General features: G+C 33.9%; 21 protein-coding genes. 17 read left to right on the top strand and 4 right to left on the bottom strand.

The window, feature by feature from the left end:
- The first annotated feature begins 4 nt into the window (after positions 1-4).
- The 6 genes from CD29_RS14235 (at position 5) to CD29_RS14210 (ending at position 6,555) form a co-directional block, all read left to right on the top strand.
- A complete protein-coding gene (locus CD29_RS14235; protein WP_036188208.1) occupies positions 5-1,435 on the top strand; it encodes a four-carbon acid sugar kinase family protein in 1,431 nt (476 codons plus the stop codon).
- Between the two features lie 86 nt (positions 1,436-1,521).
- On the top strand, positions 1,522-2,841 hold the full coding sequence (locus tag CD29_RS14230) for a gluconate:H+ symporter (RefSeq protein ID WP_036188204.1): 1,320 nt from the start codon (positions 1,522-1,524) through the stop codon (positions 2,839-2,841).
- 348 nt (positions 2,842-3,189) lie between these two features.
- Complete coding sequence (locus CD29_RS14225; protein WP_036188200.1) at positions 3,190-4,512, top strand: hemolysin family protein; 1,323 nt, start codon at positions 3,190-3,192, stop codon at positions 4,510-4,512.
- A gap of 248 nt (positions 4,513-4,760) precedes the next feature.
- Positions 4,761-4,994, top strand: coding sequence for a transcriptional regulator SplA domain-containing protein (locus CD29_RS14220; protein ID WP_036188197.1), 234 nt, complete (start codon positions 4,761-4,763; stop codon positions 4,992-4,994).
- A gap of 12 nt (positions 4,995-5,006) precedes the next feature.
- Positions 5,007-6,035 carry a spore photoproduct lyase gene (splB, locus tag CD29_RS14215; RefSeq protein ID WP_036188194.1) on the top strand — a complete coding sequence of 343 codons (1,029 nt, stop codon included), beginning with the start codon at positions 5,007-5,009 and terminating at the stop codon, positions 6,033-6,035.
- A gap of 109 nt (positions 6,036-6,144) precedes the next feature.
- Positions 6,145-6,555, top strand: a complete 411-nt coding sequence (locus CD29_RS14210; RefSeq protein ID WP_036188193.1) for a YugN family protein — start codon at positions 6,145-6,147, stop codon at positions 6,553-6,555.
- A 92-nt stretch (positions 6,556-6,647) separates the two neighbouring features.
- Here CD29_RS14210 and rpsD read toward each other — a convergent pair whose 3' ends face one another.
- On the bottom strand, positions 6,648-7,250 hold the full coding sequence (gene rpsD, locus CD29_RS14205) for a 30S ribosomal protein S4 (protein ID WP_036188189.1): 603 nt from the start codon (positions 7,248-7,250) through the stop codon (positions 6,648-6,650).
- Between the two features lie 432 nt (positions 7,251-7,682).
- On the opposite strand from rpsD, the gene CD29_RS14200 reads away from it, so the two are divergent.
- Positions 7,683-9,557, top strand: coding sequence for a sensor domain-containing diguanylate cyclase (locus CD29_RS14200; protein WP_036188186.1), 1,875 nt, complete (start codon positions 7,683-7,685; stop codon positions 9,555-9,557).
- 52 nt (positions 9,558-9,609) lie between these two features.
- Here the strand turns inward: CD29_RS14200 and CD29_RS14195 are convergent, their stop codons facing one another.
- Both CD29_RS14195 and hisJ read right to left on the bottom strand, forming a co-directional pair.
- Complete coding sequence (locus CD29_RS14195; RefSeq protein ID WP_036188183.1) at positions 9,610-10,089, bottom strand: GAF domain-containing protein; 480 nt, start codon at positions 10,087-10,089, stop codon at positions 9,610-9,612.
- A 12-nt stretch (positions 10,090-10,101) separates the two neighbouring features.
- Positions 10,102-10,893 (bottom strand): histidinol-phosphatase HisJ, encoded by a 792-nt coding sequence (hisJ, locus tag CD29_RS14190; protein WP_036188181.1) that lies wholly within the window; start codon positions 10,891-10,893, stop codon positions 10,102-10,104.
- Positions 10,894-11,030: 137 nt separating this feature from the next.
- On the opposite strand from hisJ, the gene ezrA reads away from it, so the two are divergent.
- The 9 genes from ezrA to CD29_RS14145 all read left to right on the top strand — a co-directional run bounded on the left by ezrA (position 11,031) and on the right by CD29_RS14145 (position 20,849).
- Positions 11,031-12,734: a septation ring formation regulator EzrA gene (gene ezrA, locus CD29_RS14185; RefSeq protein ID WP_036188178.1), complete on the top strand. Its 1,704-nt coding sequence runs from the start codon at positions 11,031-11,033 to the stop codon at positions 12,732-12,734.
- Positions 12,735-12,938: 204 nt separating this feature from the next.
- A complete protein-coding gene (locus tag CD29_RS14180) occupies positions 12,939-14,081 on the top strand; it encodes a cysteine desulfurase family protein (RefSeq protein WP_036188175.1) in 1,143 nt (380 codons plus the stop codon).
- A 2-nt stretch (positions 14,082-14,083) separates the two neighbouring features.
- Complete coding sequence (thiI, locus tag CD29_RS14175; RefSeq protein ID WP_036188172.1) at positions 14,084-15,292, top strand: tRNA uracil 4-sulfurtransferase ThiI; 1,209 nt, start codon at positions 14,084-14,086, stop codon at positions 15,290-15,292.
- 144 nt (positions 15,293-15,436) lie between these two features.
- Complete coding sequence (locus CD29_RS14170; RefSeq protein WP_036188169.1) at positions 15,437-15,649, top strand: alpha/beta-type small acid-soluble spore protein; 213 nt, start codon at positions 15,437-15,439, stop codon at positions 15,647-15,649.
- Positions 15,650-15,918: 269 nt separating this feature from the next.
- Positions 15,919-17,502, top strand: coding sequence for an acyl-CoA synthetase MbcS (gene mbcS, locus CD29_RS14165; protein WP_036188166.1), 1,584 nt, complete (start codon positions 15,919-15,921; stop codon positions 17,500-17,502).
- A 140-nt stretch (positions 17,503-17,642) separates the two neighbouring features.
- Positions 17,643-18,647: a signal peptide peptidase SppA gene (gene sppA, locus CD29_RS14160; RefSeq protein WP_036188163.1), complete on the top strand. Its 1,005-nt coding sequence runs from the start codon at positions 17,643-17,645 to the stop codon at positions 18,645-18,647.
- A 12-nt stretch (positions 18,648-18,659) separates the two neighbouring features.
- A complete protein-coding gene (locus CD29_RS14155) occupies positions 18,660-19,217 on the top strand; it encodes an RDD family protein (protein ID WP_081976276.1) in 558 nt (185 codons plus the stop codon).
- Positions 19,218-19,298: 81 nt separating this feature from the next.
- Positions 19,299-19,808, top strand: coding sequence for a thiol peroxidase (gene tpx, locus CD29_RS14150; RefSeq protein WP_036188161.1), 510 nt, complete (start codon positions 19,299-19,301; stop codon positions 19,806-19,808).
- A gap of 111 nt (positions 19,809-19,919) precedes the next feature.
- Positions 19,920-20,849, top strand: coding sequence for a class I SAM-dependent methyltransferase (locus tag CD29_RS14145; protein WP_036188159.1), 930 nt, complete (start codon positions 19,920-19,922; stop codon positions 20,847-20,849).
- 123 nt (positions 20,850-20,972) lie between these two features.
- Here CD29_RS14145 and CD29_RS14140 read toward each other — a convergent pair whose 3' ends face one another.
- Entirely contained in the window at positions 20,973-21,425 is a 453-nt protein-coding gene (locus CD29_RS14140) for a universal stress protein (RefSeq protein ID WP_036188157.1), read from the bottom strand.
- Between the two features lie 257 nt (positions 21,426-21,682).
- Between CD29_RS14140 and ald the strand changes: the two genes are divergently transcribed.
- Positions 21,683-22,819, top strand: coding sequence for an alanine dehydrogenase (gene ald / locus CD29_RS14135; protein WP_036188156.1), 1,137 nt, complete (start codon positions 21,683-21,685; stop codon positions 22,817-22,819).
- The last annotated feature ends 225 nt before the right edge of the window (positions 22,820-23,044 follow it).

Here is a 23,044-nt window from a genome sequence, read left to right as displayed (position 1 = left end):
GAGCATGACAAATTTAAATGTAAAAGAATCATTTTCAAAATTACTACCCCTGCCACAAGAAGACATAGTAAATGATTTGTTAGCAAATGAGCTAGCATTACTGAACAAAAAAATTGTTGTTTTAGACGATGATCCAACAGGTGTGCAGACAGTTCATAATGTATCTGTTTATACTGATTGGACAGAGGAAAGTGTGGAAGCTGGGTTTAATGAAGCGAATTCTATATTCTTTCTATTGACGAATTCACGCGGCTTTACATCTGAAGAAACTGAGAAAGTTCACAGTGAAATAGCGACCGTTGTATCAAACGTTGCAAAAAAGGCCGGAAAAGATTTCATCATTATTAGTCGTGGAGATTCTACTTTGCGCGGCCATTATCCATTGGAAACAGAAGTATTGAAGGATACTATTGAAAAGTTAACTGAAAAGTATTTTGATGGGGAAATAATTATCCCGTTTTTCCAAGAGGGTGGACGTTACACAATCAATAATACTCATTATGTACAATACGATGAAGAATTAGTACCTGCGGGTGAAACGGAATTTGCAAAAGACCGCACATTTGGATATAAATCTTCCAACATTGGTGACTGGGCAGAAGAAAAATCAAATGGAAAATATAAAGCAAAAGATGCAACTTATTTATCTCTTGCTGATATTCGAACTTTAAACATCGATGGTTTAGTTGAGCAATTAATGTCAGTTAAAGACTTTAACAAAGTGATTGTCAATGCAGTGGATTATTTAGATGTAAAAGTATTTGTAATCGCCTTAGTTCGCGCGATGCGAAATGGGAAAATGTTCATGTTCCGTTCAGCAGCCGCATTCACAAAGGTAATAGGTGGGGTAGAAAATCGTCCGTTATTAACTCGTGCGGAATTAGTGAAAGAAGCTACCAATAATGGTGGACTCATTATGATTGGCTCTCACGTAAAAAAGACAACAGAACAATTTGAAGAACTTAAAAAATGTGAATTCATCCATTTTATCGAATTTGATGTACATTTAGTTTTAGATGAAGAAGCATTTAATGAAGAAGTGGAACGCATTATAAATGAAACAAATGAGTTAATTGCTAAAGGACAAACAGTAACGGTTTATACAAGACGTGAACGATTAGACCTTGGTGAAAATAAACAGGAGGAAGAACTATTGCTTTCTGTTAAAATTTCCTCTGCTGTAACAAGTATTGTGAGGCGTCTAACAGTACGTCCAAGTTATATGATTGCTAAAGGTGGAATTACTTCAAGTGACATAGGTACAAATGGCTTAGGTGTAAAACATGCCATTGTAGCAGGACAAATTAAACCTGGAATTCCGGTATGGTATACAGGTCAAGATTCAAAGTTTCCTGGTATGGCATACGTCATCTTCCCAGGCAATGTTGGAACAAAAACAACCTTAAAAGAAGTAGCAGAGTTATTAGAAGGCTAAGAATTGAGAATCGCTACTGAAATGAAATAAAAGAATTCAAAGGAGTTGCTAAATGCAGCAAAACTTAAGTTAGAGAGAGGAAAAATATGCCAATAATATCGATTGTTATAGGAGTTATACTTTTATTAATATTAATGATGGTATTAAAATTAAACGCTTTTATCTCGTTAATTATTGCATCATTATTAGTTGGGGTTTTAGAAGGAATGTCACCCGCAGATGCAATGGCTTCTGTTCAGAGTGGGTTAGGTTCATCATTAGGTAGTTTAACGATGGTTATTATTTTTGGGGCAGTGTTAGGGAAATTAATGACTGACTCCGGTGGTGCTTATCGAATAGCCAATACTATGTTAAAAGTTTTTGGGAAAAAACGTGTTCAATTAGCATCCGTTATAACAGCTTCTATTGTAGGGATTGCTTTATTCTTTGAAACAGGGGTTGTTATTTTAGTACCATTAGTATTTACGATAGCTGTTGCTGCAGGTGTACCAATTTTATATATAGGAATTCCTGTAATTACAGCATTGATTACTATGCACGGATTTGTTCCACCTCATCCAGGTCCAACAGCAATTGCAGAAATTTTTGGAGCAAATATAGGTCAAGTAGTAATTTGGGGTGTTATTATTGCGATTCCTGCCATTATTATTGCTGGACCATTATTTACAAAATTGTTTAAAAAAGAAGATTTGGAAGTAGAAATTCCGAAAGGCCTCTTTACTACAAAACAATTTGAAGAACATGAACTGCCAGGCTTTGGTGCTAGTATTTTCACTGCCATTTTACCGGTAATATTAATTGCACTTAAATCAGTTGTAGAACTTGCAACTCCTAATTCTCCAATACGTCCATTTACTGATTTTATTGGAACGTCCAGTACGGCTTTATTAATTTCGGTAATCGTTGCTATGTTTACTTTTGGGATTAGTCGCGGTAAAAATATGAAAGAGATTATGAACTCATTTGCAGAAGCAACTGCAGGTATCGCGCTAATATTATTAATAATCGCTGGTGGTGGTGCGTTCAAACAAGTTTTGCTCGATAGCGGTATTGATGAATATATTGCTGGCCTTATGGAAGGAACAACATTATCACCAATTTTGTTAGTTTGGGTAATTGGAGCTGTATTACGTGTTGCACTAGGATCTGCCACAGTTGCTGGTATGACAGCTGCCGGTATTGCATTACCAATTGTTGCTGTAACAGGTGCTAGTCCTGAACTAATGACTTTAGCTGCAGGTGCAGGAAGTGTAGGGTTTTCACACGTTAACGATGCGGGTTTCTGGATTGTTAAAGAATACTTTAACATGTCTATGGGGAAAACATTTAAAACTTGGACAGTACTAACGTCAATTGTTTCCATTATTGGATTAATTGGAATATTAGTTCTTGATATGTTTATCTGAATTTTTGCTTAACTAAAAGACACGGTAAAAAGGGAAAACCTTTTTAACTTGTGTCTTTTTTAATTCCATTCCTTATCCGGTAGGTTCTATACGATTGGAGCTAAAATTGGTTTCAATTTTTAGTAAAAATCCAATGTTATAATGTTTATTAGTGGAGATTTTTTGACTTATAAACAAGAATGTTTGATTTGGCATGGATTTCACGATATTCTATTTACTAGATTGTAATGAATTGGGGTGTTTCTGATGGGGACCACACACTAAGATTTTGTAAAATTCCGAAAATTATAAATAAAAACTTATTATTCAGGAGGTGGAGTCTTACTTATCATTAAGTAAGACAAATAGTTGACCGCTTTAAACTTAACCATTTTTGTAATATTAATTATTTTGACCGCATTCTTTGTAGCAACAGAGTTTGCCATTGTTAAAGTTCGTTCTTCTCGTATAGATCAACTCGTGGAAGAAGGGCATAAAGGTGCGAAAGCAGCAAAACATGTAACATCTCACCTTGATGAGTACTTATCAGCCTGTCAATTAGGGATAACAGTAACAGCATTAGGTATTGGTATGGTTGGTGAATCAACCTTCGAAATCTTCTTGCATCCTTTATTTAATTCAATTGGTATTGGCCCAGACTATGTTCATTATTTTACAATTGCAGGGGCATTTGCACTGGCAACCTTTTTCCACGTAGTAGTTGGTGAATTAGCACCGAAATCTGTTGCGATTCAAAAAGCGGAACAAGTAACATTAATGTTTGCAAAACCAATAATGGTATTTTATAAGATTCTTTTCCCTTTCATCTGGTTCCTAAATGGTTCAGCAAGGGTTTTAATAGGAATTTTTGGTATGAAGCCCGCTAGTGAAAGTGAGCTTTCCCATACAGAAGAAGAATTACGTTTGTTACTTACAGAGAGTTATAAAAGTGGAGAAATCAATCAAAACGAGTTAAATTACGTAAATAATGTGTTTGAATTTGATGAAAGAATTGCTAGGGAAATAATGGTTCCTAGAACGAGAATCGTAGGTTTCTATAATGATGTTTCTTTCGAAGAATTATTAACTATTGTTTCCGAAGAAAGATATACTCGCTATCCTATATTTGAGGGAGATCGAGACAACATAATAGGCTTTCTCAATATTAAAGATTTCCTAACACAAGGCATGAACAATCGCATTAAACCAGATACTTTCAATCTAGAGCAATTTATTAACCCTGTCATTAAAGTAATTGATTCAATACCAATAAATGACTTGCTCGTCCGAATGCAAAAAGAACGTACACCAATTGCCATTCTTATAGATGAGTATGGCGGTACTGCAGGGCTTGTAACTATGGAAGATATTGTCGAAGAAATTGTTGGAGATATTCATGATGAATTCGATGATGATGAAATCGCAGATGTAAGAATTATGGACGAAGGAATCTACATCTTCGATAGTAGTGTATTACTAGATGATATTGAGGATTTACTTAAAATTGACTTTAATAATGATGATATCGATACAATTGGTGGTTGGTATTATAACCAGGACATGGATTTAGAAAATGCAAGTATTATCCACTACGAAGGTTACGCATTTTCAATTTATGAAAAAGAAGATCACCAAATTAATTATGTAAAAGTAGAAAAATTAGAAGAAACTAATAATGAGACAGAGGAATAGGTCGATTCGGCCTATTTCTTTTTTTATGGCAAGAAATACTCTCCTTCCGTGGAAGTCGCTCAAATCTCCCCTAAAGTTGATCGTTTCTGCATAAAAGTCGCTCGTATCTAACGAAAAGGCGCTCAATTCCACCCCAAACCCGCTCAAATCCCCAACAAGGAATTAAATTTTCCATAATATAGAAATCATAATATTTATATATTTAGACAAAATTTTAATATCAACTAAATTTAAGAAAAGGTGAAGTTATGGAAAATCAATCCTATCAGGCTGGAGATATTGTCTATGTTTTCTATAGAAACCCACATACTCAAGATGTAGCAAATATACAAGCAGCTGCTGTCGTAAATAACCCTGAAAGTTCTGATGAATTAGCAGTTTTTTTGTATGAAAATTACTACCCAATAACAAATGAACTTGCAATGTATGCAACAGAAGAAGAAGCAAATGAAGCGTATAAATACTATTATGGAAATAACTAAGAGGGCAAATACATGAATAAACCATTTACTCCTAGGCTCGTATTTTTTGAACCTAAAGCTCTTGACTATCCTTTAGGACAAGAGCTATTAGAAAAATTTAAGAAAATGGATATTGAAATTAGAGAAACGACCTCGCACAATCAAATTCGTAATCTCCCTGGTGACAATGATTTTCAAAAATATCGTGTGGCTAAGTCAACTCTAGTAGTAGGAATAAGAAAAACTTTGAAATTTGATACTTCAAAGCCTTCAGCAGAGTATGCTATTCCTTTTGCAACTGGATGTATGGGACACTGCCATTATTGTTACTTACAGACAACTATGGGCAGTAAGCCGTATATACGTACTTATGTAAATGTTGAAGAAATTCTGGAGGCAGCAGACAAATATATGGAAGAACGGGCGCCTGAGATTACAAGATTTGAGGCATCCTGTACTTCAGATATTGTGGGTATTGACCATTTAACACACACATTAAAACGTGCAATAGAACATTTTGGAAAGTCTGAACTTGGTAAGTTAAGGTTTGTTACAAAATTTCACCATGTGGATCACTTACTTGATGCAGAGCATAACGGGAAGACACGATTCCGATTTAGCGTCAACGCAAACTATATCATTAAAAACTTTGAGCCTGGTACCTCACCATTAGAGAAAAGGATTGAAGCAGCAGGAAAGGTTGCTAGAGCAGGATACCCGTTAGGTTTTATTGTTGCACCTATTTATCTCCATGAAGGGTGGGAAGATGGGTATTATCAGATGTTTGAGCGACTGGCAGCTGAATTACCATCAGAAGCGAAAAAAGATCTCACATTTGAATTTATTCAACATCGTTTTACAAAGCCAGCCAAAAGAGTCATTGAAAAAAATTACCCTATGACAAAACTTGAATTAGACGAAGAAAAAAGAAGATATAAATGGGGTAAATATGGGATAGGAAAATATATTTACCAAAAGGATGAAGAAGAAGATATTAAAGAACACCTATATTCATATATGGAGAAATTTTTCCCGGACGCTAAGTTAGAGTACTTCACTTAAAACCCGTGCATTTATGAAAATCTTAAAATATTCGAAAAGATAAATTATGTATTTGTAGATAATATTTTGTCTATCCTATAAAGAGAAATTATTGGAGGCGAAATTTCCGATGCTAACATTACAAACAGATTTAGATGGAAAACAGGCGACATTTGGATTTTTACGAGACAAACTTAAAAAAGAGGGATTTTGTCTTGGAGGTTATTGGGAATATGACAGAGGGTTCTTTGATTCCATTCTAGTAAAAAAAGATTGTGACACAATCTATTTAAGATTACCTTTCGTAGTCACTAGTGGAGAGCTTGATTCATACAGTGCAGAAATAAAATTTCAAACTCCTTATGTCATCAAACATGTAGTCCATTGTGGTCTAGATTTTGATGAGAATTCTTTACTTGATGCCACTGGATTTAGTCAGTTCCAAGAACCTTTGGATAAGGATGCTCCTATTATTAATAAAAATAGATGGGTTCATGCAGGCGAAGAAGTCGTTGGCAGGGTTTTAAACTACCTAAATTGATAGAACTACACAAAAAATAAATAAACCCTAGAAGGTTGATGTATAATCAACATTTCTAGGGTTTTTTGAATGCTTCTAAGGAAGCAATTTAATTAACGAGAGTAGAACTCAACGATGAATGCTTCGTTAATTTCAGCAGATAATTCAGAACGCTCTGGAAGACGTACAAAAGTACCTACTTTTGTGTCAGCGTCGAATGTTAAGTATTCTGGAACGAAGTTGTTTACTTCGATTGCTTCAGAAATAACAGCTAGGTTTTGAGATTTTTCACGTAGAGAAATCGTTTGACCTGGTTTTACGCTGAATGAAGGGATGTCTACACGTTTACCATCAACTAAAACGTGACCATGGTTAACTAATTGACGAGCTGCACGACGAGTACGAGCTAAACCTAAACGGTAAACAAGGTTGTCAAGGCGAGTTTCAAGAAGGATCATGAAGTTTTCACCAGCTACACCTTTCATTTTTACAGCTTTATCGAAAAGGTTTTTGAATTGACGTTCGCTCATACCATACATGTGGCGAAGTTTTTGTTTTTCTTGTAATTGTAAACCATATTCAGATAATTTTTTACGTTGGTTTGGACCGTGTTGACCTGGTGCATAAGGGCGTTTTTCTAATTCTTTACCTGTGCCGCTTAATGAAATACCAAGGCGACGAGAAAGTTTCCAAGATGGACCTGTATAACGAGACATAGAGTGTCTCCTCCTTTAAATTTGGTTTTTTTGTGTTCAAAGAAAACCAGTTGTACCCGATACTAATGGGCATTTTATTTTCATGTATCTTCGCCCTTGCAGCCGTACAGGGTTACACAATACACCGTCTAAAGATTTTAGAGGAATAAAATACAAACTAGCTTATACAACTGCTGCATTCATTTTACACAAAGAACATTGTATAATCATTATAGGTTTGAGTCAAGAAATAATATAACTTCTAAATTAAATAATACAACAATTATATGAACTATATTCACTTGGGTTTAGTAAAAGTTGTACAATAATAATTAATTATGGAAACGAATTGTCAAAATTTTATAGTCAATTAGACTCAATAAGTGTATAATTTAACTTTAGTTAATTGTTATAATAATTTTGTCCCACTTACTATGAGAAAAGGTGGTTTTTATGAAAGTGCATCAGCAATCTATTATTCATTTTAAGTCAGATTTACTTGCAATATGTGTGGAATCTGTAGATGAACTTTCTATCAATCATAGTCAATTTGAACTATTAAGAAACTCTTTGAAAAGTCACCTTGATATTGAATATAGTTATTTTCTTCTAAACGAAGGAACAAATCTTATTTGTCCCGATGAACATGTGTCTTTAGATTTACAATATAGAGGAATACCTACTGTTTTATTTGAAAATTTATTTAAAAAACAAATTCTTGTAGAGGTACCTCACTTTATCAGTGAAAAAGAAGAATTTAAAGATATGACTCACATGATCCTTTTGAAGGGACAGAACAGAAATTTTAGTGTGCTCTTGATCAAAGAAAGTGAGAAATGGAAAGAATTTGTTGAATCAGATTTTTTTGAAGATACATTAATGTACTTGGCTAATATAGTACAAATGTTAAGAAAAACAAATGAGGTAAGGTTAAACGAAAACCAATACCGTAAATTATACAATATGACTGATTTGTTCCATTCAACGATGGATATAAATCTTATTTTAGAAAATGTTTTAAATACAATTCAAGAAAACTTTCCAGCATTCCATGTGGAATTAATACTGTCAAATGATCAAGATCGACAAACAAGTATTCCAATTAAACAATTCGATTATTTAACAGAAAGACCTTCAACGATAGAAGCGTTTGTATCTGGTAATATTACAACAGAAATAGTTGAAGAATTAAATTATCATTTGCTAAATGCGCCTATTAAAGGAAGACAGGCTATATACGGTATTTTACAAGTAAGAGCGCCGATATCTTATGTTTTTTCTGAAACCCAAAAAAACTTTATACGTATGCTTGCACATGCTTCTGGTAATGCGCTTGAAAATGCAAAATTATATCATCAATCGCATCGTTTAATTAGTGATTTACAGTTAATAAATGAAACATCTCATCGGCTAAATATGAATTTAGACATGAATGAAATGTTGAAGCTATTACAAAAACAGTTAATCAAGTCATTTCATCCAATGGAGCTATGTTTTGTTTTCCTTGAAAATAGTACAGTGAAATTAACCGATGCAAGTACTGATTTCTTTAAAACGACTGAAGGATCAAAATACATCGATTATGTTTCGAATCATTTCAGTAAAACGCACGATTCCTTGTTTATCGCTGATTTTAACCGATTAATAACAAAAGATGTACCATATAAATCTTTAATGGCGATACCTATGATTGTTGAACAAAGAATTTATGGATTTAGTATTGTATTACATAGTGAAGCTTACTTTTTCTCATTCGATAGCTATAAGTTAATGCAATCTCTTATTCATCATTCATCATTAGCAATTGCAAACTCAATGCTTCGAAGTCAACTACAAAAAATGGTTGACCACGATCATTTAACAAAGTTATATGCAAGAAGTTATTTAGATAATTTTGTAGAAAAATCATTAAAAACAGATGACTCTGGTATGTTTTTACTAATCGATATTGATAACTTTAAACGGGTGAATGATTCTTATGGACATCACGTAGGTGATGAAGTATTAATACAAATCGGCCAATTATTACATACGATTGTAGGTACAAGAGGAGTTTGCGCTCGGTGGGGTGGAGAAGAAATGGCGGTTTATGTACCGAACATTCTAGATGATGAATCCGTTCGTTTGGCTAAAAACATAGTAGAATCAATACCAAAGGTGACAAATCCAACCGTAACAACTTCAGCTGGACTTATTGTTTGGCATATGGATAACCGTCCTGATTTTCAAACAATCTTTTTACAAGCAGATACTGCATTGTATTATTCAAAAAATAACGGTAAAAACCAAGTTTATGTATATGATGAAGAATTAGAAAAATCGCTATAAAAAATAGAATGGCTGTTTTGAAAGTGTAACTTTTAAAACAGCCATTTACTAATTACAAATGTTTAATTAATACTTCCATTACCTTTTCTAGTCCAACTCGATCTTCATCAGAGAAACGATTTTTAATGGGACTATCGATATCTAGTACTCCAATTACTTCTTCATTCTTAATAATAGGTATAACAATTTCAGAATTTGAAGCAGCATCACAAGCGATGTGACCAGGGAATTTATGAACATCTTCTACAACAATTGTTTCTTTTTTCGATACGGCAGTTCCACAAACACCTTTTCCTACAGCGATGCGCACACACGCAGGTAAACCTTGGAATGGACCTAAAACAAGTTCACCATCTTTCATTAAATAAAAGCCAACCCAATTAATTTCATCTAAAAATTGGTTTAATAATGCAGAAGCATTACTTAAATTTGCAATAACATCTTTTTCACCGTCTAGTAATGCGTTAAGTTGTTTTGCTACTTGCTCGTATTGTTCTAGTAATGAACCTTGATAGCTAAGTTTAGTAAACATATACTTTCTCCTTTATTTCATAATAAGTTCATAATGTTGATGTAAATCTTTTACACTATGTGCATCAGAACCGAACACCATTGGTAGTTCAATTGACCTTGCATATTCTATCATAGGTAATGGTGGATAAGGTTCTTGGCAATCTACTTTACTTAACCCAGCACTATTTAAATCCAGTTCATATCCTTTTTCTTTCATAAGGAGTAAAATTTCTTTAATGTTATTCGTATCATCGATTTTTACACCGTGTGCAAGTTGGAATTTATGGATAAGTGTTGGATGTCCAATTCGTCTTGGTTTGTATTTTCCAAGATTAACCTCAATTGATTTTCTTACAGTTTCATAGTATAAATCATATACTGCATCGACACTTCCTACTTTTTTAGCAAAATCTAAAAATACTTCCTTAGAGTAATCGATACAACAGTATTCATTTTCCCATTTAAGGAAGTGCACTGATAGAATTGCATCATCTAATAATGGTCCGACAATATTTAAAAATGCTATAGTTTCAGTTTCGTAACCTGGAATATAGTCGATTTCTAATCCAATATTAATTTTAATTTTACTAGCGAATGTAGATTTTATTTCGGTGACATTTTCAATATAAGATTTAAGTAGCTTTGGGTCCATTCCGCTGTCCTTATCAGGGGTAGGATCTAAAAAATTTGTAGGTAAAGGTGCATGTTCCGTAAAAGTAATTTCTGAAAAACCTGATTCAATGGCTTTTTCAACGTATTGCACTAAAGAATCAGTTGTACCATGGGGACAAAATGGTGTATGAATATGACCGTCTCTTTTCACCTGAAAATTCCTCCTTTTGCAAAAGATAAGTTAAACCTTAATTAAATTCCTTTAATTTATTCAACAAATGAAACAAAACATGGTATATTATAGTTACGAACTAGCCGATTTGTGTGATTTGGAATAGGGGGCTTACGATGGATTATATCATCATTATTGTCATCGTACTAATAGCATTATTAATTGCAGGTCTCATGATGAGACGTAAACATAATGTCGTTATACAGCGATTAGAAAAAGAAAAGTTACAAGTTCAGCATTATCCAATTTTTGAGGAACTAACGAAAGTAAAAACGTTGAATATGAACGGAGAAACGGAAAAACTTTTTGAAAATTGGCGCGACCAATGGACAGAAGTAATCGATGTTCACATTATTAAAATGGATTCAATGTTATTTGATGCCGAGGATTATATCGATCGATTCAATTTCAAAAAGGCATCTAAAGTTGAAAAAGAACTAGAAGAATACTTGAAAAAATGCTTGAAAACAAAAGATCAAATCATTACAGAATTAGAAGAATTAGTTGGCAGTGAAGAAAAAAATCGTATTGAAATAGAACAACTAAAAGATTATTATCGCTCCGCACGCAAAACATTGCTTGCACACCCATATTCTTTTGGACATGCATTAGCAAGTCTAGAAACAATACTTGAAGAAATTCCTGAGAGATTTAATGAGTATGAAATGTTAACACAGGAAGGTAATTATCTTCAAGCAAGAGAAATTGTGTTGTCATTAAATGCAGATGCGGAAGCATTAGATTATTTCATAAATGAAATTCCTAGTGTTATTACGGAGATACATACGAAAATCCCTAATGCCATACATGATTTAAGAAATGGTCAGAAAGAAATGGAGGAGCAATCCTACTATTTAAATCATTTAGAGCTCAATGATGCGCTTGATAATTTAGAAAATGAATTAGAGCATTTGAACGAAGAAGTTAGGGCATTAAATATTGCCACTGTCGTTTCACGTATTGAAAAAATTAATGATGAAATCGATAGTTTTTACGATCTTCTTGAAAAAGAAGTAATTGCTAAAAACTTTGTCGATAAAAACTATGAAAATATGTATTCAACATTAAATGATGTAATTAGGGTAACAAAAGAAGTAAGTGAAGAAGCGGTTTATGTTCAAACTACCTACCGAATTTCTGAAGAAGAAGCTGAAATTCCAAAGGTTGGATTGAAGCAGCTAGAAATGATTCAAAAACGTTATGAAATATTGGCTTCTAGAGTTAATGAGGAACAATCTGCATATACAAGTTTGCAACAAGAATTAATTGAGATCAATGAAGAAATTGAACAAATAAAAGACCAACAAGAAGAATTATCCAATCGTCTAAAAAACTTACGGATTGATGAAAATAAGGCTCGTCAGCAGTTAGACTCTCTGAAAAAACTATTGCAAACAACAGACCGTTACTTGCAAAAAGCAAATATACCAGGTATTCCAGAAGAAATGGAAGCTCGATTAGAAGAAGCAGAAGAAAAAATATTCTTAGTTATGCAAAGTCTTCAAGAAGTACCTTTAAATATGAAGGTTGTACATTCTAATTTACAAAATGCAAATCAATGTATTGAAGAAGTAAATGAACGTGCAAAAGAAATGATTGAAAACGTAATGCTAATCGAAAGAATCATACAATATGGGAACAGGTATAGGGCGTCAAACAGAGATGTTCATGAAAAATTATTGGATGCTGAAGAAGCCTTCCACCAATTCCGTTACATGAAAGCGCTAGAGGATGCAGTTGCTGCTGTTGAACAAGCAGAACCAGGCGCTATTAAGCGAATAGAAGAACTTGTTCAAAATGAACTATACTCTAAAGCTTAATCTATAAAGCTAAGAAACTTACTATATGCTCTAATAGGGGCTGTCTAGATATTCAATTCTAGACAGCCATTTCTTGTTCGTACCCATCATTTTTTTCTACATATCAGGTAATCACCAGAAAATGGCATTAGCATGTAAGAAACTCCTAGTATAAAATAGAAACTGCTTATTCCCCGGAAAAACTATTAAAAAGGTTGGTATATAATGATATATTTTGACAACAGTGCGACAACAAAGCCGCATCCTGATATAATAGATACATTTGTAAAAGTAAATGAGCAATATTATGCAAATCCAGCGTCCATACATGCTGCAGGTATGGAAGCGAATGGATTATTAGATCGTGCCAGAAGCCAAGTTGCACAAATATTTAATACGGATGAAAAAAGTGTCATTTTTACAGCTGGTGGTACGGAATCGAATAACTTTGCGATATTTGGTGTTTCTAAAGCAAATACTCATATAGGAAAGCATATTATTACATCTGAAATCGAACATGCATCTACTTTAGAAGCTGTCAAATCCTTAGAGAAGGAAGGATTTGAAATTGATTATTTGCATGTTGATGAAGCCGGTGTAATTTCACTAGAGGAATTAAAACAAAAAATTAGAAAAGATACAGTGTTTGTAAGTATTATGCATGTAAATAACGAAATAGGTGCAATCCAACCAATAGAGGAAGCTGCAAAAATAATTCATGCAAATAGCCGTGCAATATTCCATGTAGATGCTGTACAAAGTTTTGGTAAATTACCAATTATTTTTAACGGTGATCATGGTCCGGATATCATTACTGTTTCTGGACATAAAATTCATGCTTTAAAAGGTTCTGGTGTTATTGTCTTTCGTCGAAAAATGAACATTGTTCCTCTTATTCTTGGTGGTGGACAAGAATTTGGGTTAAGAAGTGGTACAGTTGCTGTTCCACAAGCAGTTGCTTTTGCAAAAGCGGCGCGGATTGCAATTGAAAATTTACCTTCTACACAAAGCAAATATAAAAAGTGGAAATGCGATCTAATGAAATTCTTAACTAGTTTTGGTGAATATATTCATTTATTATCAACGGATTCTGGTGCAAACCATATTTTATCTTTTAGTGTGAAGGATTTAAAAGGCGAAATTTTAATTAATGCACTTCAAGAACTCGGAATTATTGTATCTACTTCAAGTGCTTGTTCCTCAAAACAAATGAAGACAAGTCATGTAGTAACTGCATTAAATATAAACCCTAAATTTAAAAATGGAGTGATTCGATTAAGTTTTGGTGCCTTTAACACAGATGAAGAAATAAACCAATTCAAAGAATCATTTAAAAAAGTTATGAAGGACTTAAAAGGAGTTAACTAATTATGAGATGGAAAGAAGTTTTAATAAGATACGGAGAATTATCGACTAAGGGTAGAAATAAGAAAGAATTCATTAATCGTCTTCGTGATAATATTCGTAATACATTTAAGGACATTTCTCCTTTAAATATTCAAACTGAGCGAGATCGTATGCATATACAAATTGAAAATAACGAGCAAATGACAATTCTAATGGAAAGATTGCCAAAAGTATTTGGTATCCAATCCTTTAGTCCGGTTGCTGTTTGTGATAAAAATTTAGATGCGATGAAAACACTTGCGCGAGAAATTATGGACGACTTTAAAAATAAAGAAATTACATTTAAAGTAGAAGTAAAACGATCAGATAAGTCATTTCCATTTGAAACTCACGAAATTCAACGTGAAATTGGAGGAGCAGTTTTAAGTCACTTCCAGAATCTTAGCGTACAAGTACGTAAACCAGATGTAGAATTACGTATCGAAGTTCGTAAGGATGCGATTTATATGATGGCACAAGTAATATATGGTGCTGGTGGTATGCCGGTTGGCTCAAACGGTAAATCGCTATTAATGTTGTCAGGTGGAATTGATAGTCCAGTGGCTGGTTATATGATGATGAAAAGAGGACTTCGATTAGAAGCAATTCACTTTTTCAGCCCACCATACACTAGTCAAAATTCATTAGAAAAAGTAAAAGTACTTGCCAATGAGTTATCAAAATTTGGTTATAAAATACGTTTACACGTCATTCCATTTACTGAGATTCAAGTACTTATTAGAGACCGAGTTCCTGAGAATACGCTAATGACTATAACTAGAAGAATGATGATGAAAATTGCTGACAAAGTTCGCGAAGAAATTAATGCATTAGGTATTGTAACTGGAGAAAGTTTAGGACAAGTTGCAAGTCAAACGTTAGAAAGTTTAACTGCGATTAATGATGTTACGTCAACACCAATTTTAAGACCGTTAATCGGTTATGATAAATTAGAAATTATTGATATTGCTGAAAAAATCGGAACGTACGAAACATCTATTCAACCATTTGAAGATTGCTGTACAATTTTTACTCCAGCAAGTCCTAAAACAAAACCAAAAGTCGATAAAGTGAATTATTACGAAAGCTTTACTGATTTTGATGAACTGATTGATAGAGCGGTTCGTAATCGTGAACTATATATTTTCCCAATGACGAAGCCAAAAGAAGATAAGTTTGAAGATCTTCTTTAAAGCTTAATGCCATTTAACATATGGTGAAATAATAGTTATATGATTCAACCAGTCAATTAGAAATAGAAGAACATATTTCCTCTCACTTTTTGTGTATTAAAAAATGATTTCGGCACAATCTAAATGCACAAGGAGGTGAGAGACATGGCATCAAGCAACAACGGTAACAGCAACAAATTATTAGTGCCTGGAGCTAACCAAGCATTAGACCAAATGAAGTATGAAATCGCACAAGAGTTTGGTGTTCAACTCGGACCAGATGCGTCAGCTCGTGCTAACGGATCAGTTGGAGGAGAAATCACTAAACGCCTAGTGCAAATGGCTGAATCACAATTACGTGGTACTCAAGGTCAATAATTGACCTGGTAAGAGCTAGTAGCGAAAGCTACTAGCTCTTATTTTTTTGTTTAAAGAAGAATTTTATCCATGGAAAACTTTTGTTATAAAAAAGTTCACAAAAAAATAGTACCTACTCCTAAAACCTTGGTATATAATTAGGTTATAATTTTTGTGATTTATAAAAAAACAAAACATCTATTGTTTAAACTTTATTGTTTAATGTCTATTTATTAGAAAAACATCATATATAAAATTGCAAAAGATAAATTAGAATGGGGGAAGTATGGATGAAAAGAGAAGATTTATTGGCTCCAGAAAACTATAACATTGTAGATGAAATCGAACGATTTGCAAGTAAAGAAGGAAAATTAGCTTTAATGGTTCACCATGAAAATGGAGATATAGAAAAAATTACGTATAAAGAGTTAATAAAGAAAGCTAATAAAGTGGCAAATGTTTTGACAGCTCGTGGTTTGCAAAAAGGTGATGTTGCATTAGTAATGGTTCCACGCTCAGTAGAAGCTTACATAACATATATTGGGGCACTAAAAGCTGGTGTTACAATCATTCCAAGTTCTGAAATGTTAAGAGCAAAGGATATTGACTATAGAATTGAACACTCTGGAGCAAAAGCTGTTATCGCTTTTGAAAACGAATTATCCCAATTTGATGATGTAAAACATATAAGTGGTTTACAACAATTAGTATTTGGTAATTCACAAGGTCCGTGGATTTCAATGCAAGAAGAAATTGAACAAGCTTCAGATGTATTCGAAGGAAACCTAACAAAGGATTCAGACATTGCATTCCTTTCTTATACAAGTGGAACAACTGGTAATCCAAAAGGTGTAGTACACTCACATGGCTGGGGTTATGCACACTTACGCACAACTGCTTCACAATGGTTAGGTGTACAAGAGGATGATATAGTATGGGCAACTGCAGCACCGGGTTGGCAAAAGTGGATTTGGAGCCCATTCTTAGCTGTACTAGGTAGCGGTGCAACTGCATTCGTTCATATTGGTCGCTTTGATCCTCAAAATTACTTACAATTGCTACAAAATCAAAAAATTAACGTATTATGTTGTACGCCAACAGAATATCGTTTAATGGCAAAAGTTGATGGATTAGAAAAATATGACCTATCAAGTGTACGTAGTGCTGTTTCAGCTGGTGAACCATTAAATAGTGAAGTAATTAATAAGTTCTTAGAAGTATTTTCACTTCAGGTTCGTGATGGTTATGGCCAAACTGAAAATACACTATTAGTTGGTACTTTAATTGACATGACACCTAAACCAGGGTCAATGGGTAAACCAACTCCTGGTAATTTGGTAGAAGTGATCGATGACTTAGGTGAGCCTACAAAACCAGGTGAAGTAGGTGACATTGCTGTACATTCTTCTACACCTGCATTGTTTAAAGGGTATTTAAAAGATCCAGAAAGAACAAAAATCCAATATCGTGGTGAGTGGTTCTTAACTGGTGACCGTGCATATAAAGATGAAGACGGATATTTCTGGTTTGAAGGTCGTGGTGATGATATCATCGTTTCTTCTGGTTACACGATTGGACCTTTTGAAGTAGAAGATGCACTTGTAAAACATCCTGCAGTAAAAGAGTGTGCGGTAGTTGCAAGTCCAGATGAAATTCGTGGTAATATTGTAAAAGCATATGTTGTTTTACGTGAGCCACAATTAAAAGATAGTCCGACAATTATCACGGAACTACAAGACCATGTTAAAACAATTACGGCTCCGTATAAATATCCGAGAGCAATTGAATTCATCGACGAATTGCCTAAAACTGCATCGGGAAAAATTCGCCGTATAGAACTTAGACAAAAAGAATTTAATTTATTAGAAAAATAATAATTTCTTGGGAAATAGTATTAGTATGGCTGTTCAGATGAATTCAATTATCTGAACAGCCTTTTTTCAAGCTTGTTTGAAAATTTCTGAAACATTTACAATCCAAATTCGTAAAAAGTAATAAGGAGGGAAAGCTGTAAATGAATACGAAAAGGTGGATTGCAATTATTATTGCAACATTTTTATTTATCTTCTCAGTCGGACTAAATGCTGTTATAGGATTTTTTAGTTCTGACTTAGTCTCAAGTGTTACTGAGGGGACTGATTTACCGTTAAAAGAAAATGTGCTTGAAAGTGGAAGTATTACAGAAAAGATTGCATTACTTACCGTAAATGGTGTTATTCAAGATGTTGGATCTGGAACAGTATGGTCTCAAGTAGAGTATGATCATCAATTGTTTTTAAAACAGTTGGATAAGATTTTACAAGATCCAACTGTACAAGCAGTAGTAATATCAGTAAACTCACCAGGCGGAGGAGCCATAGAGTCAGCAGAAATTCATAAGAAATTAGTTCAGATTAAGAAAGAAAGAAATATTCCTATTTATGTCTCTATGGGATCTATGGCAGCATCAGGTGGTTATTATATCGCAGCACCAGCAGATAAAATCTATGCCCATAGAGAAACGATAACAGGTTCTATAGGTGTCATAATGTCAGGCTACAATTTTTCTAAGCTAGCAGAAAACTTTGGCGTTGAATTTGAAACAATTAAGTCAGGCGAGCATAAAGACATGTTTAGTGGAACAAGACCAACCACTGAAGAAGAAAAAGCAATGATGCAAGAAATGATCAATGATTCCTACGAAGTATTTGTAGACGTAGTTGAAGAAGGTCGTGGTATGAGTGAAGCAGATGTTAAAGCAGTAGCTGATGGACGAATATTAGGTGGCTCTCAAGCGGTTAGAGCTGGATTAGTAGACGAATTAGGTGGTTTAGAAGATGTCATTGCAAGTTTACGTAACGATTATGGATTACAAAATGCAACACTCCTTGAATATAGTGCTGAAACAGGCGGATTACGTTCTTTCATAGGCATGAAAGTCAATTCTCTATTTGGACCTTCAGCTGAGCAACAAATGCTTACAAAAATTATGAATTCATCTAATTCACCAAGATTAATGTATTTATATGGAGAATTTTAAGGAGGGTTATGTATGACAATTGAAGACAATAGTGGAATAAACCTCTCCCATGAAGTTCAACAAAATATACTGGATACTCCATCGGAAGAATATGAAGAAAAAACTGTAGGCTTTTGGATGCGTTTCTTTGCTTTTATAATAGACCAAGGAATTGTATCAGCCATTATCGGTATCGTCGTTTATCCAATCTTCAAAGTTTTTAATTGGAGTTTATCAGATGTTCGTTACTTTGCACCAATTACAATTATTTCAGCTATCTTTTATTATGGCTATTTTATACTGATGACAAAGTATCTTGGACAAACATTAGGAAAAATGATTTTCGGATTAAAAGTACAAAAGGTAAATGGAGAAAATTTAGATTGGGGTACAGTTGTATTTCGGGAGCTAATCGGAAGATTTATCAATAACACAATTTGGATTTTATATGTATTAGTGATTTTTATGCCAAAGAACAACAGTTTGGCAGACTACTTTGCAGATACAGTTGTAATACAGGAAAATGTCTTTGTTAAAAAGAAAAATGAAATGAATCAAAAAGTCACCTTGACTACTCAAAGTGTTGGCTGATTTTTACCATTAGTAAGCTGTCTTATTTGCAATGGTGAAATATCTTCTAGTAAGATGATTACAGAAAGGGAGGCGAACAAAATGGTACAAGTAACATTTATTAACAAACCTGTCACATTAGTAGGAAATGAAGTAAAAGTTGGTGATCAAGCACCAGACTTTACAGTATTAGCAAATGATATGTCACCAGTTACATTAAAAGATTCAGAAGGAAAAGTTAGATTGATCGCATCTGTTCCTTCATTAGATACTGGTGTATGTGATGCGGAAACTCGTCGTTTTAACGAAGAAGTAGCGAGTATCGATGGAGATGTTGCATTTTATACAGTTTCTGTCGATTTACCATTTGCACAAAGACGTTGGTGCGCAGCTGCAGGAATTGATGGGGTGCACACTGTTTCAGACTACAGAGAATTGTCTTTTGGTGAAGCATATGGTGTGTATATGAAAGAAAATCGTTTACTTGCTCGTGCTGTATTCGTTATCAACCGTGAAGGTCAAGTAACATATGTTGAATACGTTCCAGAAGGTACAAGTCATCCTAATTATGAAGCAGCTATTGATGCTGTAAAAGCTGCACTAGCGGAATAATTTGTCATAACATTCAAAGTTAAAGTAATTGTAGCTTTTGTCTGGTATTCTTAAAGTAACCCACTCGACTAGAATTTTACGAGTGGGTTGTTCACTTCAAAGGAGTAAGCTATGGAAAAATTAGAACAAATCTTTTCTTTTATCAATGAAAAATCAGAGCAATACGAACAAAAAAATGAATCTACATATTTAGAAGGGGTGCTACTTACCCTTGAAGATGTGTTAGATGAAAAAATCGATTGGACTTTCAAAGACGCTTCAAAAGAAGACATTCGAAAAGCGATTCAATTAGCGATTTTAAAAGGAATGAGAAAGTCCTCTCAACCGAATCACCAAATGACACCTGATACCCTAGGATTGTTAGTTGGATATTTTGTGGAACAGTTTATGGAAGAAAAGCTAAAAGATGGCCCTGTTTCTATACTGGATCCTGCAGTAGGTACAGGAAACTTATTATTAACTGTAATGAACATGTTGGACGGTAAAACATTCTCTACTGGTATTGAAGTTGATGAAATGTTGATTCGTCTTGCTGCGGATACTGCTGAACTAACGCAACAACCATTAATGCTTTACCATCAGGATGCATTACAAAAAATGTTGGTCGACCCTGTGGATGTAGTAGTTAGTGACTTGCCAGTTGGTTACTATCCAAACGAAGATGTAGCAGTAGATTATGAATTGTGTGCACTCGAGGGAATGAGCTATGCTCACCATTTATTTATCGAACAATCGATTAATTATTCCAAAGAGGGAGCTTTCTTATTTTTCTTAGTCCCAGTGAATCTTTTTGAGTCAGAGCAATCGAAAGAATTACATAAATATTTGAAAAAGAATGCTTGGATTCAAGCTGTTATTCAATTGCCAGATGGATTATTTGCAAATAAGACATTAGAAAAAAGTATTTTAATACTCCAAAAACAAAGTAAAGTACACCGAGCTCCTCGTGAAGTACTTTTAGCAAAAGTCCCAAGTATGTCAAATAAACAAGCGTTAGCTGCATTTTTTGAAAAGGTCCGAATTTGGAAGGACAATAAATAATACAACTACAATAATGTTAAAATGAAATAAATAAAAAAACCCAAGCTTTTACAATTTAATTCGTAAATAGTTTGGGTTTTCTTTTGGCTTGAACACTGTTGCCCACGCCTAGAGTAGTTAATATTATTCTTCAGTGTCAGGAGTACGAACTACTAATACATCACATTTTGCAGAGCGAACGATAGCTTCTGAAACAGATCCGATTAAGAAACGTTCAACAGCATTAAGACCAGTAGCACCACAAACGATTAAGTCAGCTTCAACAACTTTTGAAAGTTCTTTTGTAATGATTGCTTTTGGAGAACCATACTCAATTATCACATTTACATTTTTAACGCCAGCATCTTCAGCTTGTTTTTTATATCCATTTAATAATTCTTCTGAAAAACCTTGAGCGCGTTCAGCAATTGAACGATCATATGCTTCAATAGCAGCAAATGAACGTGTGTCAATCACGTTTACTAAGTTAAGTTTTGATTCATCATTACGTTTTGCTACTTCGACCGCTTTTTTAAATGCATATTCTGCTTCCTTAGAACCATCTACTGCTACTACGATACTTTTGTATTGAGTCATACAATACTCCTCCTTTTTTATATATTTTAATTATAACAAAAGGGATATTAAAGAAAACTGAAAAAAGAAATATAAATGAAATAGTCATAAATTATTCTCAAAAAATACAATATTTTGTAATTAGTTTCTTTTATATAATATTTCTATCACAATATACCTATCATTTCTATCAAAATTTAGAAAACTGTGTTTCCAAAAATGCAAAAGATTGATAAGATGGAATTGTCTGAATAAAGATATAGAAAGAGGTATGGGGAATGAAAATAGGGGTACCAAAAGAGATTAAAAATAATGAAAATCGTGTGGCAATGACACCTGCTGGAGTAGTAACTCTAACAACTGCAGGTCATGAAGTATTCATTGAAACAGGTGCAGGATTAGGTTCATCATTTACAGATCAAGACTATCGTGCTGCTGGAGCAGTTATCGTTGACACTGCAAAAGAAGCTTGGGCACAAGAAATGGTAATGAAAGTAAAAGAGCCAGTTGCAAGTGAATATGAATATTTTCATGAAGGTTTAATATTATTCACATATTTACATCTAGCGCCTGAGTTTGAATTGACTCAAGCGTTGTTAGAGAAAAAAGTGGTAGGAATTGCATATGAAACAGTGCAATTACCGAATCGTTCATTACCATTACTAACACCAATGAGTGAAGTTGCTGGTAAAATGTCTGTGCAAATCGGTGCACAATACTTAGAAAAATTATATGGTGGAAAAGGGATTCTTTTAGGTGGAGTATCTGGGGTACAAAGAGGTAAAGTGACAATTGTCGGCGGTGGTGTAGCAGGAACTAACGCTGCTCGTATTGCAGTAGGAATGGGGGCAAGTGTCACAATTTTAGATGTAAGTCCAGAACGCTTACGCCAATTAGAAGATATCTTTGGTTCATCTATTCAAACGTTAATTTCAAATCCATTTAATATCGCTGAATCAGTAAAAGAATCTGATTTAGTCATTGGTTCTGTATTAATTCCTGGTGCTAGAGCTCCTAAATTAGTAACAGAAGAAATGGTGAAATCGATGAAACCTGGTTCGGTTATTATTGACATCGCAATTGACCAAGGTGGAATATTCGAAACTACTGATAAAGTAACAACACATGATGATCCAACGTATATTAAACACGGTGTAGTTCATTATGCTGTAGCCAATATGCCAGGTGCAGTTCCGCGTACTTCAACAATTGCACTAACTAACAATACAGTTCCTTATGCATTACAAATTGCAAACAAAGGATATAAACAAGCATGCCTTGACAATGAAGCATTGAGAAAAGGTATTAACACATTAGAAGGTCGTGTGGTTTACCAAGCAGTAGCTGTTGACCAAGGTCGCGAATATGTCCCTGTAGAATCTCTTTTAAAAGGAGATTCACTAGTAAGTAAATAATTATAAGTAAGTAAAAAGCTATTTAAGAGATAATAAAATCTCTTTAAATAGCTTTTTTTTTATGGATTCACTAGTTGTTCAAAAATAGAAAAAAAGATTTTCTAAGAGAAAAAAAACGCTTCCAATAGCGTTATTTCTATACTTGAATAGCTATGGAATAAATTAGGACTTATCAGAAAATATTAAAAATTATAAAAATACCATTTACTTTCTCGTCTAAATGTA

The sequence above is a fragment of the Ureibacillus manganicus DSM 26584 genome, from assembly GCF_000772945.1.
GTDB lineage: Bacteria > Bacillota > Bacilli > Bacillales_A > Planococcaceae > Ureibacillus > Ureibacillus manganicus.
The sequence above is the reverse complement of the archived record's forward strand: the minus strand, read 5'-3'. Positions and strand labels throughout refer to the sequence as shown.